Genomic DNA, 17,185 nt, shown 5'->3' with positions numbered 1-17,185 from the left:
TCCACCCCGAAGGGCTTCACCGTTCGACTTGCATGTGTTAAGCACGCCGCCAGCGTTCGTCCTGAGCCAGGATCAAACTCTCCGTGAATGTCTGCCCGTAATCGGGCCGCACTCGCGTCGAGCGGCACGGCAACCACCGGAATAGGGCGGCCCCGCGCACTGCGTCCTCGCTAGTGTTTACTTCGTAAAGGAATCTCCAACCCCGATCACAAGGATCAAGGCCGGGGATGTCAACATATCTGGCGTTGACTTTTGGCACGCTGTTGAGTTCTCAAGGAACGGACACTTCCTTCGGACCGCCTTCCAGCGGGCCCTCCGGGCGCTTCGTTCTTTCGTGTTTCCAGCTTACCAGATGTTTTCCGCTCCGTTTCCGGCGCTTCGTTCATCCAACTCGCTGGTGTCTTCTCGGGCTTGACGCCCTGTCCGACGTTTCAAACTCTAGCCGATCCCCGCCCCGAAAGGCGAATCCGGCCGCAATCCATATAAACAGGCATGACGAATAAGGCATGAGCGACACCGTCAATATGACAGCGCACAGCCCAGACCGAGCCGAAATGGTGTTTCCAGGGATTGGCCGCCTCGGGACCGTCCGCGTTGATACGTGTCCGGTGCTCCCAGCCAGGCAGCTCGAAGAACACTAGACCTGTCAGGGGGTCGAGTCAAGTGCCGCTCCCAGCTCCGGGAGGGCGGGCAGGCTCTCCTCGGCCGGCAGCTGGAAGGCCAGGATGGCGACGTCGTCGTCGTGGTCCGAACTGACGCCCATGGCCCGGAGCAGCCGGGCGCAGATCACCTCGGGAGCGCCGGCGGCCCCGGCGAGCGTCCGGGCGAGCAGGTCGAGGCCCTGGTCGATGTCCTCGTCCCGGCGCTCCACTAGACCGTCCGTATAGAGGACGCCGGTGGTGCCGGGGAGCAGCCGCAGGGTGTGGGAGAGGTGGACGCCGCCGCCGGTGCCCAGGGGCGGGCCGTTCTGCTCCTCGCTGCGCAGGATGGTGCCGTCGGGGCAGCGGAGCAGCATCGGCAGGTGCCCCGCGGAGGCGTAGGTGAGGGCGTGGCGCTCCGGGTCCCAGACCGCGTAGGTGCAGGTGGCGATCTGGTTGGCGTCGATCTCCATCGCGAGGCCGTCGAGCAGGCGCATCACCTCGTGCGGCGGCAGGTCGAGCCGGGCGTAGGCCCGGACGGCGGTGCGGAGCTGGCCCATCACGGCGGCGGCGCGCAGGCCGCGCCCCATCACGTCGCCGATGACCAGCGCGGTGCGGCCGCCGTCGATGGCGATGACGTCGTACCAGTCACCGCCGACCGCGGCCTCCGCGCCACCGGGCTGGTAGGTGGCGGCGACCCGGAGGTCGGCTGGCTGGTCGAGCTTCTGGGGGAGCAGGCTCCGCTGGAGGGTGACGGCGGCCTCGCGCTGGCGGCGTTCGGCCTCGCGCAGCCGGGTGGCGGCGAGCACCTGGTCGGTGACCTCGGCGGCGAAGATGAGGACGCCTGCGGGCAGCGCGTCCCTCGGCTCCTCGCCCTCCACCATCTCGGTCCGACCCTCGGCCCTGTTCTCGCGCCGGCCGTCCACCCGGCTCTCGGCCCGGCTCTCGTGCCGGCTGAGCGGGACGCAGGAGACGTTGTAGTAGCGGTTGCCGGTGAGCCCGAGGATGCACCGGGCCTTGACGCTGCGCGGGCTGCCGCCGCGGATGACCTGGTCCATCAGCGGCAGGACGCCCATGGTGCCGAGCTCGGGCAGTGCCTCGCAGGCGGGCAGGCCGGTGGGCCGGTCGCCGAAGAGTTCGCGGTAGGCGCGGTTGGCGTAGCCGAGCTGGTGCAGCGGGCCGTAGGTGACGGCGACCGGGGCGGGGATGCGGTTCAGCACCTCGCGCAGGTCTTGGGGCCGCTGCGGGTCGAGTACCTCGGTGGGGCTGACGAGGCTGGTGGGGTCGCGGGGGCTGGGGACGACCACGCCGTCGCCGGACGGCGTGCCCTGGTCGGTGCCGCGCCCAGCGGGCGGGGCGGTCCGCCACGGGGCTCCGGTGAGCCGGGCGCTCCAGCGCATGAGGTTCAAACGACGGCCGCTTCCTCGTTTACCAGGCATATCATCACTTTTTGTGTGCGGACTGCCACACCGGGTAATGACTCGGTCGGGCCGATCCTGTCAGGCGGAGGCCCGATTCCGGAAGTCGCGCGCGCTGGGCGCGGCCGTCTTGTCGGTCACAGCCGGCCGCCGGCGCCGCCCTCAGGTCGGCCGGTCGTCGGCGCCGCCCTTGCCGAAGCCGGCCTCGAACTCCGAACGCGGGTGCTCCACCGTCCCGAGCGAGACCACCTCGCGGGAGAACAGCCCGCCGAGCACCCAGTCCATCAGCACCCGCACCCGCCGGTCCGCGCTCGGCAGCCGACGCAGGTGCCGGGCCCGGTGCAGCCACCAGGCGCGACGGCCGGTGAGCCGGCCGCCCCCGCTGGTGTGGGCGACCGCGCGGCCCAGGCCCAGCGAGGTCGAGCAGGCCGCGCGGTCCGGCCGGTACTCGACGATGCCCTCGGCGCGCGGGCCGCCCTCCAGGGCGACGAGCACGTTGGCGGCGAGCAGCTCGGCCTGGGCGAAGGCGTGCTGGGCGTTGGGCGCGCAGGGCGCCCCGTCCGCGTGCGGGTCGGGAACGGCGGCGCAGTCCCCGGCGGCCCAGACCCCGGGCAGCGCCCGCCCGTCCGGGCCGACCGCCTGGAGGGTGGCCAGACAGCGGATCCGGCCGGCGGTGTCCAGCGGCAGGTCGGTGTCGCGCAGCAGCGGGGACGGGCGCACCCCGGCCGTCCAGACCAGGGTCCGGGCGGCGAACCGGCTGCCGTCGGAGAGCGCCATCACCCGGTCGGCGGCCGACTCCAGCCTGGTGCCCAGGCGGACGTCGACGCTGCGCTCGCGCAGTTCGGCCAGGGTGTGCGCGGCCAGCTCGGGCGACTCCTCGGCGAGGATCCGGTCGGTGGCCTCCACCAGGACCCAGCGCAGGTCCCCGGGGCTGATGTTGTGGTAGCCGCGGACGGCGGTGCGCGCCATGTCCTCCAGTTCGGCGAGCGCGCCGACGCCGGCGTAGCCCGCGCCGACGAAGACGAAGGTGAGCGCGGCCTGGCGCAGGGCCGGGTCACGGGTCGCGGAGGCCAGGTCGAGCTGTTCCAGGACGTGGTTGCGCAGGCTCACCGCCTCGCCGACGGTGGAGAACCCCAGCCCGTGCTCGGCCAGCCCGGGCACCGGCGCCGTCCGGGAGACCGAGCCGGGGGCCACCACCAGGACGTCGTAGTCGAGCTCGACCGGGGCGGGTGGTTCCCCGCGGGCGGCGGCGTCGGCCCAGGCGCGGCGGGTGCCGTGCTCGATCCGGATGATCCGGGCGGTGAGCACCCGGCAGTCCGGCAGGGCCCGGCGCAGCGGGACGACCACGTGGCGGGGGTCGATCGAGCCGGCCGCGACCTCGGCGAGCAAGGGGTGGTACGTCAAGTAGGACTGCGGTTCGACCACGGTGATCTCCGCCTCGCCCCGGCGCAGCCGTTCGCGCAGGCCGCGCTGGAGGTGCAGCGCGGTGGACATCCCGGCGCAGCCGCCGCCGACGATCAGAATTCTGATGGCGAACCTCCTGCCGATGCGACCTGTCCCCGGCCCTCGGCCGGGGGTGCCCCCCACCACGCCCTCAATGAAGGACCGTCGGAGGGCCTCTTGTCCACAGTCCGTGCCGGGTCGGTTGGGGCGGGAGTTGCCCCGTGGTGCCAGATGTGCTGCCTGGGTGAGTTTCTGACGCACTTTCGGCTTCGAACGGCCGTGAACTATGGTCGGATTGTGCATCGGGGCGGCCATCGCCATGACAACTGGCGGCGACGCACCGTGGAGCGGCCATTACGGCCAGTTCCAGTGTTGGCGCGTAAACCCGACTGCGGGACGGTGTTCCGGGGAAGGGTAGTTCCCGGACGAGGCCCCGTGGGGTGCCGACGCGCCGGGCCGGATGTGCGGTCCCGGCCCGGTGGCACCGGTCGTGGCGGAGTCCGCATGGCCTTGCGTGCGCGGTCGTCGTGCGCGTGCGGTCTGGCGTCACCCGGACGCGGCTTGCGTCACAACCGACTACGAGCGATGGGTCATCGGGTCATTTCTGACAGGCGGAGCTGCACCGGGGGGTGCAGGGGCGGGCGACGGCAGGGTCCGGGATCGGGCACCTGCGGGGGAGAGTTGGGATGATGGAGCAGGAGCGACTGTTGGGCCGGGCGGCGGTACCGCGCGTCGGCCAGGGCGTGGTGCCGGAGCAACGCAGCCCCGCGGACCTGCCACCGCAGGCCGCGGTGGCGTACGCGGCGGTCCACTACCCGGCCGAACCGCCGCAGGGCGGTGGCGGACCGGTGTCCGGCGCCCGGCTGCGGGTGGACGCCCGGCGGAACCTGGAGAGCGTGCTGCGCGCGGCCCGCGAGGTGTTCGGCGAGTTCGGCTACGGCGCGCCGATGGAGGAGGTCGCGCGCCGGGCCGGGGTCGGGGTGGGCACGGTGTACCGGCGCTTCCCGAGCAAGGAGGTGCTGGTCCAGCGGATCGCCGCCGAGGAGGTGGCGTGGCTGACCGCCCAGGCGCGGGAGTCGCTGTACGGCGGCGGCGGTGCCTGGGAGTCGCTGGCCGGCTACCTGGCGCGGGCGGTGAGCACGGGGGCCGGGCGGCTGCTGCCGCCGGAGGCCTTCCGGTACGCGGAGGAGCTGGGCAGGGTGCCCGAGCAGCGCTCGGGGGATCCGGCCGGCGCGGGCGCCCTGCTCGGCAACCGGTTCGAGCCGCGGCACGGCGGGCTGCCGGAGGGCGGCGGAGAGCCCGCGGCCGACGCGGACCCGCGGCAGTTGCTGCAACTGCTCGCGGCCCTGGTGGCGCGCGCGGGCGCGGCCGGGGAGCTGCGGCCGGGGGTGACGGTCGCGGACGTGGTGCTGGTGCTGACCGCCTCGGTTCCGGTGCACGCCTCGCGCGGCGTACCGGGGGCGGACCCGTACACGGCGCCCGTGTCGGCCGCGTTCGGCGGCGCGTTCCCGGCGGCGGGTGGTCAGCAGACGGACGGTCAACCCGTCGAAGGACCAGCCGACCGGCTGCTGCGGATCCTGCTGGACGGCCTTCGGGCGCGCTGATCCCACCACTCTGGTGGCCGCGGGCCCCGGAGGGCAGGGGAGTTGAGGATCAACCCGGCGTGAGCGGCTCGGCCGCGCGCCGGGTGCGGCCGCCGCCGCGCCGGTGCACCGGACGGGGCGAACACATCCTCGACGGCCCCTCGGAAGAGTGGGTCGCGGCGGTCCGGCTACCGCCCAACTCTGCGCTATGCCATCCTTTGCCCGTGGTTGGAGCCAATGTCCCGATGCGCGCCGTTCGCGCGCCCTCGGCGCCGTACAGCGGGAAACCGTGCGCTCACGCACTCCCGTGCGCTCTGCCGCACTACGGGGGCTGTCGTGGAATCTGGGGTCCGTTGTGAGCGCCGAGGAACAGAACGACTACGGCTACGGCCTCGACTTCGGCCGCTCCGGCCCGGGCGGACCGGACGGCGGGACGGGTGGCGCGGACGGGGGCCCCGGCAGGGCGGGGCACGGGCCGGGGCAGGCGCCCGGCGCGGTGCCGAGCGCGTCGGGGCAGGTGCCTGACCAGGCCGGGATGCCCAGCCGCGAGACCCTCTCCGCCTCCGACGCGTACCCGCAGACCCGCGTCCCCGGCCAGGCGCCGGCCGGCCGCGGCGGGGTGGCCCCGGAGGCCTTCGTCGACGACGGCTCCCGCGCCCGGCCGACCGTACCGGCCCCCGCCGACCCGGTGGACGGCGAGCGCCCGGCCTCCGACGCCGAGTTGACCGCCCGGGTGCGGGCCGGCGACGACGCCGCTTACGAGGAGATCTACCGCCGGCACGCCGACTCGGTGCGCCGCTACGCGCGGACCTGCTGCCGGGACAGCTTCACCGCCGAGGACCTGGCAGGCGAGGTGTTCGCCCGCACGCTGCAGGCGCTGCGGGCGGGCAAGGGGCCGGAGTTCGCCGTCCGCGCCTATCTGCTGACCGCCGTCCGCAACGTCGCCGCGGCCTGGACCCGCAGTGAGCGGCGCGAGCAACTCGTCGACGACTTCAGCACGTTCGCGCAGACCTCGGCCGCCACCGTCGACCTGGACCTGGCCGACCCGGGGGCCGACGCCTGGGCGATGGCGCTGGCCGACCAGCGCATGGTGATGCAGGCCTACGCCGAACTGCCCGAGGACGACCGGATGGTGCTCTGGCACACCGAGGTCGAACGGGAGTCCCCCAAGACCGTCGCGGTGATGCTCGGCAAGACCGCCAACGCCACCGCCGTCCAGGCGCACCGGGCCCGCGACCGGCTGGCCGCGGCCTTCCTCCAGGCCCATGTCTCGGGCAGCCAGGCCCGGGCCTGCGAGGCGTACGCCAACCGGCTCGGCGCCTACGCGCGCGGCTCGCTGCGCAAGCGGGCGTCCGCGGAGGTCGGCCGGCACCTGCGGGAGTGCGACCGGTGCACGGCCGCCTGCCTGGAGCTGTCCGAGATCAACCACAGCCTGCGGGCGCTGCTGCCCGGCGGCGTCCTGGTCTGGGTGGGGGTGGGCGGCTTCAGCGCCGCCGCTGCCGCCGTGGGCGGTGCGGCGGCGGTCGGCGGCGCGGCCGCGGGAACGGCGGCGGCCGCCGCGGGCGGCGCGGCCGGCGGGACCTCCGGGGCGACGGCAGGCGCCGCGGCCGGGTCCGCGGGTGGCGCGGCCGGCGGGAGCGGTGGCGCCGCGGCGGCGGGCGAGGGCCTGGGAATGGCGGCCAAGGCGGGCATCGCGGCCGCGGTCGCCGTGGCGGCGGCCGCCGTCGCCGCCTACGCGCTCACCGGCTCGCCCGAGCCGAAGCCGCCGCTGGCCGCGCCGCCGGCCTCCTCCCCGGCCCTACCGGCGCCGCCGCCGGTGGCACCGGTACCGAGCGCGGCGCCGCGCACCCCCGATCCGGTCCCGGTGGTGGACCCCGCGCCGAGCCCCTCCGCCACCCCGTCACCGACGCCGACGCCCTCCGTCGCACCGCGCCCGGCGCCGAAGGCCGTGCCGCCGCCCGCGCCGAGCAGCCCGGCCGCGTCCTCCCCCGCACCGGCCCCGCCCTCGCCGCGGCCGACCCGGCCGACCCCTCCGCCGCTGCCGCCGGTCCCCGTGGTGCCGACCCCGACGCCGCCCCCGGTACCCACCCCCGAGGTGCCGGTCCTGCCCACCCCGACTCCCCCGCCGCTGCCGACCCCGACCGTCACACCGCCGGCTCCGACCGACTTCTGGGCCGACCACCTGCCCGTGCTGAAGCCCGGCAACAACCGGGTGCCGGCGTCGGCCCCGAGCATCCGGCAGCGCGGCAGCGACTGGTTCTGGCAGCGCGACAGCGTCTCGATCGGCGGCACCCCCCGGGCCCACGGCATCACCGTGCACGCGCCCGCGACCACGGTGATCGACCTCAACCGCGGCTGCACGGCCTTCGACGCGGTGGCCGGGGTGGACGACATCGCCGCCTCGATCGGCGGCGTGGTCTTCTCGGTGCAGGGCGGCGACGGCCGTACCCTGTGGCGCTCGCCGCCGCTGGCCACCGGGGACGACGCGGTGCCGGTGCACGTGCCGCTGGCCGGGCAGACGTCGATCCGGCTGGTGGTCACCCCGGCGCACGGCGTCTGGTCGGCGCTGAACGTGTCCGACTGGGCCGAGGCCCGCTTCAGGTGTGCCTGAAGCGGGCCCCGGGAGGGTGCCGGCGGTCCCGGTAGGGGCCGGTCAGACGGCGCAGGAGCCGTCCGCGCAGGCCTCGCCGGCCGCGACGACCGGCACCGGCGCGGGCCGGCGCTCGCCGATCTCCTCGGCGACCTGCTCCAGTACCTTGCGGAAGGTCTCGGCGTCCTGGCCGCCCTGGACGGCCCACTTGCCCTCGAAGACGAAGGTCGGCACGGCGGTGATGCCCAGCTCGCGGGCCTCGGCGAGCTGGGCGCTCACCTCGGCGGCGCCCTCGTCGCCCGCGAGGTAGGCCGCCACCCGGTCGCCGTCCAGGCCCGCGGACACCGCCAGCCGGGTCAGCGCGGCGCGGTCGCCGACGTCCACCCCGTCGCTGAAGTGGGCCTTGAGCAGCGCCTCCTTCAGCCGGCCCTGCGCCGCCGCGCCGTACTCGGTCCCGGCGAGGTGGAGCAGCCGGTGGCCGAGGAAGGTGTTGGCGTGCAGCGCGGCGTCGAAGTCGTAGCTGATGCCTTCGGCGCGGCCCAGCTCGGCCACCCGGGCGTCCATCGCGACGGACTGCGGGCCGTAGCGCTCGGCCAGCCACGCGCGGTGCGGGCTCGCGGTGGCCGGGGCGTCCGGCACCAGCTGGTACGGCCGGTAGACCACCTCGACGTCCTCCTTGCCCGCGAAGCCGTCCAGCGCCTGCTCGAAGCGGCGCTTGCCGATGTAGCACCAGGGGCAGGCGATGTCGGAGTAGATCTCGACCTTCATGGCGGCGGTTCTCCAGGGGTGGGGAGGGCGGGTTCCGGGATAGATGAACGATGAACCATCTCGGGACATTCCCGGCGCGCGAGCGCTCCCCTCCCACCTCCTGGCAGGCCGTACGCTCCGGCGCGGAGCGTGCCCGACCGGCGCGGGACCGTGCCCGGGCGCCCCCGGCCGGCCTCCGTGGCCCGGCGGCCGGCCGGGGGTCGGCTCAGCGGTCGGCCCGGCGGCCGGCTCAGCGGTCCGGGGGCGCGGGGACGATCAGGACCGGACAGGCCGCGTGGTGGACGGCGGCCGAGCCGACCGAGCCCAGCAGCAGCCGGCCGAAGCCGCCGTTGCCCCGGGTGCCGAGCACCAGCGTGTGCTGCCGGGCCGAGGCCGCCAGCAGCACCTCGATCACGTTGCCGAGCACCACGTGCAGCGACAGCTCCCCCGCGTACGGGCGGAGCCGGGCCCGCTGCACCGCCGCCACCGCGCGGCGCAGGCCGTCCGCCATGCTCTCGACCAGCGTCTCGACGCTCTCCTGGACCAGTTCGGCCATCCCCGGCGGGTACCCGGTCGGGGCCGGGTTGACCACCGCGAGCACGTACAGCGGCAGTTCGAACCGCTCGGCCTCGGTCATCGCCCGGTCCAGGGCCCAGAGCGAACCGTCCGAGCCGTCGCACGCGGCCAGCACCCCCGGCGGACGGCCCGTCGGCGGCCGGCCGAGCACCGAGAGCAGGACGGGGACGGACGGATCCGGGCTGGCGCTGGTCACCACGGCCTCCACGGGGACGGGACGGGATGGCGTCATGATCGCCCGCCCGGGGGACGGCGCCCGCGAGCCGCGCCGAACCGGGCGCCGCCGCCCGGCCGCCCCGGCCCGGCCACCGGGGTCGTGCCACCGCGGTCGCACGCGTCGGGGTCAGGCGAAGCGGGCGGCGGGGAGGGCGGTGCGCCGGGCGAGGGGCAGGCCGGTCCAGCAGGCGCCGTGCCGCCGGGCGCGGACCCGGCGGAGCCAGAGTTCGGTGGAGACCAGCTCGGCGAGCCCGGCCAGGGTGCCGGGCGCGAGCGGCGCGTCGGGGTCGGCGCAGCGGGCCAGCCCGGCCCGGACGGCGGGGAGGTCGATCAGCCCGGCCTCGGCGAGCAGCGGAGCGTCGAAGAGCTCGGCGATGCCGTCGGCGGCGAGCCGCAGGCCCGCCCGGGCGGGGGCGGTGCGGTCGGGGCGGGGGCCGCGGCCCCAGTCGGGTGGCAGGTCCGTCCGGCCGGCCCCGGTGAGGACGGCGTGCAGCAGGGCGTGCCGGGCGCCGGGCTGGAGCCGGACGTCGTCGGGCAGCAGCCGGCTCGCCCGGACCACCTGGTTGTCCAGGAACGGCGCGTGCAGCCGCTGGCCGGGCTGCTCGGCGGCGTGCACCAGGGTGCGGAACCCGCGCGCGTGCCGGTGCAGGGCGTACCGGGCCCGGCGCACGCCCGGTGGCTCGGCGGGCGCCGGTCCGCGCGCTGCCAGCCGCAGCCGCAGCGCGACCGCGGAGAGCGCCTCGTCGGAGAGCCAGCGGGCCGCCGGTCCGGGGACGCACCAGAGCAGGTCGTCGGCCGAGCGGGCGCCCGCCGTACCGCCGCCGTCCGGGACGTGCCGCAGCGTCAGCCGGACGGCGGCGTCGTCGAGCGCGTCGGCGTAGCGGATCCGGGAGAGCCGGTGGGCCGCGCGCACCACGGTGAGCGGGGTGCGCAGCGCGCCCGCCAGGACGCCCGCCGTCACCCGGTCGGCGCCGGCCAGGGCGGCGACCGGGGGCAGCAGCTCGCGCGGGCGGCCGGCCCGGACGAGGTCGGCCAGCCGGGCCGGGTGGCCGTCCAGGACCTGGCGGGCCCCGTACCCGGTGAGGTGGTCGGTGCCGCCGGCGTCGAAGCGGGCCGCGGCGCGGGCGGCGGCGATCAGCTCCGGACCGGGCTCGTCGGTGAGGCGTCCGGCCCGCGGGTCGGCCACCAGGTCGGCGTACGGGAGGGTGTCCGGCCCGGGGGCGAGCACCGTGTGCCGCAGCCGGGGCGTGTGGGGGGCGATCGCCAGGGTGGCCGGGCCCTCGCTCTCGCCCAGGGTGACGGCGGCCAGTGGCTCGGGAGCGGACCGGCCCGGGGCGGACGCCCGGGCCCAGGAGCCCTTGACCGCGCCGTTCCTGGCCCGCGCTCCGGGTACCGCGGCCGGTCCGGCGACGGCGGGCACGGGTGCGGGGGCGGGTCCGGCGACGGGTGCGGACGGAACGGCAGCGGCGAGCAGGGCGACGGTGGCCGATGCCGTCCCGTACGAGAGGTCGACCCCCAGCCGGGCCCGGCCGGGGTCGGCGGCGCCGGCGGCGGGGGTGCGGACCCGGGACCGGACGGACTCCAGCAGGGCGCGGGTGAGTTCGCGGACGGCCGGTGCCTCGCCGCGCGGCCGCGGCCCGCCGCCGGGCTCGTCGTACGCCGCGAGGTAGGGGCGGCCGCCGCGGATCGCCAGGGTGTGCCCGGGCGGTACCCGCTGCACGCCGAGGTACGGGGTGCCGGTGCCGAGCGCCTCCGGGGACTCCGGGCAGGCGAGCCGGGCGGCGAGGTGGCCGGTGTCCAGCGGGGCGCCGATCAGATCGGCGAGCGGGAGGGCGGCGGTGGCGTACGCGGTGCCGTCGGCCCAGGGGGTGTGGAAGACGGGCCGGGCGCCGGCCAGGTCGGTGAGCAGCGCGGTGGACCGGGTGCCGGTGCGCAGGACGACGGTGTAGCTGCCGGGCCAGGTGGTGAGGTGGCGGACGGCGCCGCCGCGGGCGGCGGCGAGGCCGGCGGCGAGTTCGGCGTCGGTGGCGCCGCAGTGGCCGATGACGGCGAGCCGGGTGGTCGCGGGGGTGTCCTCGACCGGGTCGGGCGCGCCGGCACCGGTGGTGACGACGGCGGGGGCGCCGGGGCGCAGGGTGACCAGCCGGATCTCCTCGGGGCGCCAGTCGCCGACCGCCCAGAGGGGGTTGGGGCCGGTCCACAGGGGGCGCGCGGCGATCGGTGCCACCGCTCCGGGCGGCTCGTGCGCCGGGGCGCCCGCTCGGGGCGCACCCGTGCTCCAGCCCGTCAGCCACCGCATCGCGCCTCCACCGGACGAGGACCAGCACCGTGCGGCGCGTCCGCCGGCGGGCGGCCCGGCCGGGCCGTGGCGCGCCGCGGCGACCGGCCGCCGCGATCGGGCGCGCCGTCAGGAGACATCGTGCCACCGCTCGTCCGTCCCGTGACCGGAGTTGTCGTTTCCGATTCGCCGGGCGGGGCCCCCGGGGGTGCGGCGGGCACACCGGACGGTCCGGCCGGAGCGGCCGCGCGGGCCGCGTCTCGGCCGGACGGGCCGGGCCTTCCCCTCCCCGGCCCGGACCGCCCTTTCGCCGCCTTTGTCATGGCCATCGCGAGATGGCCGAAAGGCGTCGTCCGGCCCGGGAGGGCATCCGCATGCCCTCCCGGACTTCGCCGCCGTCCGCGGGGATTGAGACGGCGGCATCCCCCGGCCCGCCGGGTCCTCGACGGCGGGCCGACCCACGACCACCAGCGAATCGCCGACCAGCCGGTCGGGCCAGGGGGCACGGCCGGGCGCACATCGACACGGGACCGGAGCACAACGCTCCGGCGCGCGGCCGGCCCGATCGCCCCCGGCCATGTCCGCGCGGTCCGCCCGGGCCCGCCGGAGCGCCCGCCGCCGATCGGCGGGTGCGCGATCCCGCCATCCGGAATGCGGCCTCTTAACCCTCGGAACGCGTCCGACTACTCTAGGTACAGCAGCTACGGCCCGGTGCCGCCCGGGCCCCGCGCACAAGGCCGCAGGAGGTGCCGCCGCCACCATGACCATCAGCCCACGAGGACCGAACGAACGGCTCGGCACGCTCCTGACCCTCGCCCAGATCAGCAACGCCGGCCTGGCCCGGAGGGTCAACGACCTGGGCGCGCAAAGGGGTTTGACGCTGCGCTACGACAAGACCTCGGTGGCCCGGTGGGTCAGCAAGGGCATGGTCCCGCAGGGCCCGGTCCCGCACCTGATCGCCACCGCGATCGGCGGCAAGCTCGGCCGGCCGGTGCCGCTGGAGGAGATCGGCCTCGGCGACACCGACCCGGCGCCCGAACTCGGCCTGGCATTCCCGCGCGAGGTGTCCGAGGCGGTCCGCTCGGCCACCGACCTCTGGCGGGTCGACCTCGACCTGCGGCGCGGCCCCGGCGGCGGCCGCTGGAGCGACAGCCTGGCCGGCACCTTCTCGGTCGCCGCGTACGCGACGCCCGTCTCCCGCTGGCTGATCAACCCGGCGGACGGCTCGGTGGCCCGCGAGGCGCCGCGCACGCCCGCCGAGGCGGGCTCGTACCGGGTCGGCCACTCGGACGCCGCCAAGCTCCGCGAGGCCGCCCAGGAGGCCCGCCGCTGGGACTCCAAGTACGGCGGCGGGGACTGGCGTTCGTCGATGGTGCCGGAGTGCCTGCGGGTGGAGGCGGCGCCGCTGCTGCTGGCCTCCTACAGCGACGCGGTGGGCCGGGCACTGTTCGGTGCCACGGCCGAACTCACCCGGCTGGCCGGGTGGATGGCCTTCGACACCGGCCAGCACGAGGCCGCCCAGCGGTACTACATCCAGGCGCTTCGGCTCGCCCGCGCCGCCGCCGACGTTCCGCTCGGCGGCTACGTGCTGGCCTCGATGAGCCTGCAGGCCGGCTACCGGGGCTTCGCCGAGGAGGCGGTCGACCTCGCGCAGGCCGCGCTGGAGCGCAACCGCGGGCTGGCCACCGCCCGCACCATGAGCTTCTTCCACCTGGTCGAGGCCCGGGCCCAGGCCAAGGCCCGCAACGCCGCCGCGTGCGCGACGGCGCTCGGCGCCGCGGAGAACGCGCTGGAACGGGCGCGCGCCGGGGATCCCGATCCGGCCTGGATCGACTTCTACGCCTACGACCGCCTCGCCGCCGACGCCGCCGAGTGCTTCCGCGACCTCGGAGTGCCCTCCAAGGTCCGCCAGTTCACCCGGGAGGCGCTGGCCCGGCCCACCGAGGGGTTCGTCCGCTCCCACGGGCTGCGGCTGGTCGTCTCGGCGATGGCCGAGGCCGAGGCGGGCGACCTGGACGCGGCGGTCGCGGCCGGGGAGCGGGCCGTCGAGGTCGCCGGCCGGATCTCCTCGCAGCGCAGCCGCGAGTACGTGGTCGAGATGCTGCGCCGCCTCGAACCCTTCCAGGGGGAGCGCCGGGTGAGGGAACTGACGGAACGGGCGCGCGCGGTGATCGTCGCCCCGGCGTAGCGGGCCCGGCGGTAATTCGGATGCACCGGCGGGAGAGGCCTGGCTATCGTCTCTCTCGTCCAGGTGCGCAGGCAGAGGTTACTTCCACTCCTCATGGGCAGGTCGCGGGTTCGAGTCCCGCCGCCGGCACTCGTGCCGGTGTAGCTCAGTCGGCAGAGCAGCTTCGTCACCTCAGCCGCCATCGATCTCTGGACACCCATACCTCAATAGGTTTTCCGCACCTCCCGGTGCGACGGCAGCGGTTACTTCGTGGAGCGCCCCCAGCGGGGCGCGGTGAACCGGACAACACCACTGCCGCCACCTCGATCTCGGGAGGCACAGCGCCGGGGGTGCCCGGTGCGCAGGCGGGGGGTTACTTCGGATCTTGCGGTTCCGGGTTCGAGTCCCGGGCGTGCCGCGCGCGAGCGCGGCCGTTAGCTCAATCCGGTAGAGCACAAGGCATACACCTCCGCCGACGCCGGCCGCCGGGCCGGCACGATCTCGGGCACCCCTTCCTCCGCCGTGCCTCCTTCGCGTTCCACCAGCCAGCAGGGGGCAGCATCCACCATGTCGCGTTTCAACACCCGTACGGCCCGGCCGAGTCCGGCCTCGCCGGTACGCAGCACCGGGAAGCGCACCGTGAACCACAACGGCGGCACCGGGTTCCAGCGCGACGCCAGGTCCGAACTCTTCCTGCTGGCGGTGGCGAACCTGGTCGGCCAGGACACCTTCTACGAGAAGGGCGGCGCGCGGGACGACCGCTACACCGCGCTGGTGCGCGGACTCGCCGTCACCGACCCGGAGTGGACCACGGGCCTGCTGCGCTGGCTGCGGTCCGACGCGCACCTGCGCACGGCCGCGCTGGTCGGCGCCGCCGAGTTCACCCGGGCCCGGCTGGACGCCGGGGCGCCCGGCCACTCGCGGCAGGCCGTCGACGCCGTCCTGCAGCGCGCGGACGAGCCCGGCGAACTGCTCGCCTACTGGACGTCCCGCTACGGCCGGGCGCTGCCCAAGCCGCTCAAGCGCGGGGTCGCGGACGCCGTCCGCCGGCTGTACCACGCCCGCTCGCTGCTCAAGTACGACACCGCGTCCAAGGGCTACCGCTTCGGTGACGTGCTGGAGCTGACCCATCCCTCGCCCGACCCGGCCAAGCCGTGGCAGGGCGAGCTGTTCCGCTACGCGCTGGACCGCCGGCACCGGCCGGACGAGGCCGTCCCGCCCGCCTCCGACCGGCTGCTCGCGGCCAACCGCGAACTGCTCGCCCTGCCCGTCGAGCAGCGGCGGGCGGCGGTGACGGCCGAGGGCGGTGCCGAGCGGCTCGCCGCGGCCGGGCTGACCTGGGAGGCACTGGCCGGCTGGCTGCGGGGCCCGCTGGACGCGGCCGTCTGGTCGGCGGTCATCCCGTCCATGGGCCCGATGGCGCTGGTGCGCAACCTGCGCAACTTCGACCAGGCCGGCGTCCCGGACGAGGTCGCGGCCGAGGTGGCGCGGCGGATCGCCGACCCGGACGAGGTGCGCCGCTCCCGCCAGTTCCCGTTCCGCTACCTCGCCGCGCACCGGCACGCGCCGTCGCTGCGCTGGGGGCACGCGCTGGAGACCGCGCTCTCCCACTCGCTCGGCAACGTGCCCGCGCTGCCCGGCCGGACGCTGATCCTGGTCGACCGCTCGGGCTCGATGTTCGACCGGCCGAGCGCGCAGACCCAGCTCAACCGGGCCGACTCGGCGGCGATCTTCGGCACGGCCCTCAAGGTCCGGGCCGCCGACGCCGACCTGGTCGAGTTCGGCACCACCAGCCGGGTCGTCCGGGTCGCCCCGGGCGAGGCCGTGCTGCGGGTCCTGGACCGCTTCACCGACCTCGGCGGCACCGACACCGCCCAGGCCGTCCGCACCCACTACCGGGGCCACGACCGGGTGGTCGTCGTCACCGACGAGCAGACCGGCCGCGACCACTGGGGCGGCGACGCCCTGGCCGTCGTGCCGGCCCACGTCCCCGTCTACACCTGGAACCTGGCGGGCTACGCGCCCGGCCACGGCCCGAGCGGCGCGGCGAACCGGCACACCTTCGGCGGGCTGGGCGACGCCGCGTTCCGGCTGATCCCGCTGCTCGAAGCGGGCCGGGACGCGACCTGGCCGTGGCTGGAGCCGGACGCCCGCTGAGGCGCCCTCGACCGGCCCCGCCCACCGTGACAGCATCGGCGGGCGGGGCCGGGCCGAACGAGGAGCGAGCGGTGGCGTACGACTTCGACGTGCTGGTGGTGGGCGGCGGGATCGTCGGGCTCTCCACGGCGTACGCGCTGACCCGGGCCCGGCCCGGGCTGCGGCTGGCGCTGCTGGAGAAGGAGCCCGGCTTCGCCGCCCACCAGACCGGCCGCAACAGCGGGGTGATCCACAGCGGCGTCTACTACCGCCCCGGCTCGCTCAAGGCCCGGTACGCCGTCGCCGGGGCCACCGAGATGGTGGAGTTCTGCCGCGCCCACGGCGTCCCGTACGAGGTGACGGGCAAGCTGATCGTCGCCACCGACCCCGCCGAGCTGCCCCGGCTGCGGGCCCTCGCCGAGCGCGGCCGGGAGAACGGCATCCCGGTCGCCGAGCTGGACCGGGCCGGCATCACCGCGTACGAGCCGCAGGTGACCGGTATCGCCGGGCTGCACATCGGCACCACCGGCATCTGCGACTTCCCCGCCGTGGCCGCCGCCTACGCCCGGCTGGCCCGCGAGGCGGGCGCGGAGCTGCGCACCGGCACCGAGCTGCGGGCGGTCGCCCGCCGGCCCGACGGCGTGACCGTGCAGACCTCCACCGGCGAGCTGCGCGGCCAGGTGCTGGTGAACTGCGCGGGACTGCACAGCGACCGGATCGCCCGGCTGGCCGGCGACGACCCCGGTGTGCGGATCGTGCCGTTCCGCGGCGAGTACTACGAACTCGCCCACGAGCGAAGGGAACTGGTACGCGGCCTGGTCTACCCCGTCCCCGACCCGGCCTTCCCCTTCCTCGGCGTGCACCTGACCCGGGGCATCCACGGCGACGTGCACGTCGGCCCGAACGCGGTGCCCGCGCTGGCCCGCGAAGGGTACGACTGGCGCACCGTCCGCCCGCGCGACCTCGCCGGGACGCTCGCCTTCCCCGGCACCTGGCAGATCGCCCGCCGGCACTGGCGGTACGAGCTCGGCGAGCTGCACCGCTCGCTCTCCAAGCGGGCCTTCACCGCGGCCGTCCGGCGGCTGCTGCCCGCCGTCACCGCCGAGGACCTGGTGCCGGCCGTCGCCGGGGTCCGGGCCCAGGCGGTGGCCCGGGACGGCGCGCTGCTGGACGACTTCGCCTTCGCCGGCTTCGACCCGGACGACCCGCGCTCCACCCGCCGTCTGGTGCACGTCCTGAACGCCCCCTCCCCGGCCGCCACCGCCTCGCTGCCGATCGGCCGCGAAGTGGCCCGCCGGGCGCTGGCCGCCCTCGCAGCGGGCGGCTGAGCCGGCCCGTCCCGACCGGCCCGTCCCGACCGGCGCGCCCTGGCCGGGACGGAGCGGGGCGGACC

Annotated in this window: 9 protein-coding genes, 1 tRNA gene, 1 rRNA gene and 1 pseudogene; 6 read left to right on the top strand and 6 right to left on the bottom strand. The window is 76.2% G+C overall.

Features of this window, described 5'->3' with window-relative positions; translation table 11 throughout:
* The 3 genes and pseudogenes from ACIF6L_RS05680 to ACIF6L_RS05670 all read right to left on the bottom strand — a co-directional run.
* Window positions 1-88, bottom strand: a 16S ribosomal RNA gene (locus tag ACIF6L_RS05680); the annotation flags it as partial.
* Between the two features lie 570 nt (window positions 89-658).
* Window positions 659-2,077, bottom strand: a pseudogene (locus ACIF6L_RS05675) (PP2C family protein-serine/threonine phosphatase); the annotation flags it as partial.
* 141 nt (window positions 2,078-2,218) lie between these two features.
* Window positions 2,219-3,550 (bottom strand): NAD(P)/FAD-dependent oxidoreductase, encoded by a 1,332-nt coding sequence (locus tag ACIF6L_RS05670; RefSeq protein ID WP_396491266.1) that lies wholly within the window; start codon window positions 3,548-3,550, stop codon window positions 2,219-2,221.
* A 635-nt stretch (window positions 3,551-4,185) separates the two neighbouring features.
* Here ACIF6L_RS05670 and ACIF6L_RS05665 point away from each other — a divergent pair.
* The gene (locus ACIF6L_RS05665; RefSeq protein ID WP_329489077.1) at window positions 4,186-5,103 is read left to right on the top strand and encodes a helix-turn-helix domain-containing protein; all 918 of its coding nucleotides are present in this window, start codon (window positions 4,186-4,188) and stop codon (window positions 5,101-5,103) included.
* Window positions 5,104-5,437: 334 nt separating this feature from the next.
* Window positions 5,438-7,693 carry a sigma-70 family RNA polymerase sigma factor gene (locus ACIF6L_RS05660; protein ID WP_396491265.1) on the top strand — a complete coding sequence of 752 codons (2,256 nt, stop codon included), beginning with the start codon at window positions 5,438-5,440 and terminating at the stop codon, window positions 7,691-7,693.
* Window positions 7,694-7,735: 42 nt separating this feature from the next.
* Here the strand turns inward: ACIF6L_RS05660 and ACIF6L_RS05655 are convergent, their stop codons facing one another.
* The 3 genes from ACIF6L_RS05655 to ACIF6L_RS05645 form a co-directional block, all read right to left on the bottom strand.
* Window positions 7,736-8,440: a DsbA family oxidoreductase gene (locus tag ACIF6L_RS05655; RefSeq protein ID WP_329489075.1), complete on the bottom strand. Its 705-nt coding sequence runs from the start codon at window positions 8,438-8,440 to the stop codon at window positions 7,736-7,738.
* Between the two features lie 229 nt (window positions 8,441-8,669).
* Window positions 8,670-9,191 carry a universal stress protein gene (locus tag ACIF6L_RS05650; RefSeq protein WP_329489074.1) on the bottom strand — a complete coding sequence of 174 codons (522 nt, stop codon included), beginning with the start codon at window positions 9,189-9,191 and terminating at the stop codon, window positions 8,670-8,672.
* Between the two features lie 147 nt (window positions 9,192-9,338).
* Window positions 9,339-11,510, bottom strand: a complete 2,172-nt coding sequence (locus ACIF6L_RS05645; protein ID WP_396491264.1) for an asparagine synthase-related protein — start codon at window positions 11,508-11,510, stop codon at window positions 9,339-9,341.
* A 739-nt stretch (window positions 11,511-12,249) separates the two neighbouring features.
* On the opposite strand from ACIF6L_RS05645, the gene ACIF6L_RS05640 reads away from it, so the two are divergent.
* The 4 genes from ACIF6L_RS05640 to lhgO all read left to right on the top strand — a co-directional run bounded on the left by ACIF6L_RS05640 (window position 12,250) and on the right by lhgO (window position 17,120).
* The gene (locus ACIF6L_RS05640; protein WP_329489072.1) at window positions 12,250-13,677 is read left to right on the top strand and encodes an MFS transporter; all 1,428 of its coding nucleotides are present in this window, start codon (window positions 12,250-12,252) and stop codon (window positions 13,675-13,677) included.
* 67 nt (window positions 13,678-13,744) lie between these two features.
* A tRNA-Ser gene (locus tag ACIF6L_RS05635) sits at window positions 13,745-13,806 on the top strand.
* 417 nt (window positions 13,807-14,223) lie between these two features.
* A complete protein-coding gene (locus ACIF6L_RS05630) occupies window positions 14,224-15,813 on the top strand; it encodes a TROVE domain-containing protein (protein WP_396491263.1) in 1,590 nt (529 codons plus the stop codon).
* 71 nt (window positions 15,814-15,884) lie between these two features.
* Window positions 15,885-17,120, top strand: coding sequence for an L-2-hydroxyglutarate oxidase (gene lhgO, locus ACIF6L_RS05625; protein ID WP_396491262.1), 1,236 nt, complete (start codon window positions 15,885-15,887; stop codon window positions 17,118-17,120).
* The last annotated feature ends 65 nt before the right edge of the window (window positions 17,121-17,185 follow it).

Origin of the sequence: Kitasatospora sp. NPDC086009, assembly GCF_044540385.1 — a bacterium.
GTDB lineage: Bacteria > Actinomycetota > Actinomycetes > Streptomycetales > Streptomycetaceae > Kitasatospora.
The sequence above is the reverse complement of the archived record's forward strand: the minus strand, read 5'-3'. Positions and strand labels throughout refer to the sequence as shown.

Bases quoted from the DNA above. Each gene is read 5' to 3' on its own strand.
- ACIF6L_RS05670 (WP_396491266.1), bottom strand. From the start codon at position 3,550: ATGTCCACCGCGCTGCACCTCCAGCGCGGCCTGCGCGAACGGCTGCGC.
- ACIF6L_RS05665 (WP_329489077.1), top strand. From the start codon at position 4,186: ATGATGGAGCAGGAGCGACTGTTGGGCCGGGCGGCGGTACCGCGCGTC.
- ACIF6L_RS05655 (WP_329489075.1), bottom strand. From the start codon at position 8,440: ATGAAGGTCGAGATCTACTCCGACATCGCCTGCCCCTGGTGCTACATC.
- ACIF6L_RS05645 (WP_396491264.1), bottom strand. From the start codon at position 11,510: ATGCGGTGGCTGACGGGCTGGAGCACGGGTGCGCCCCGAGCGGGCGCC.
- ACIF6L_RS05640 (WP_329489072.1), top strand. From the start codon at position 12,250: ATGACCATCAGCCCACGAGGACCGAACGAACGGCTCGGCACGCTCCTG.
- ACIF6L_RS05630 (WP_396491263.1), top strand. From the start codon at position 14,224: ATGTCGCGTTTCAACACCCGTACGGCCCGGCCGAGTCCGGCCTCGCCG.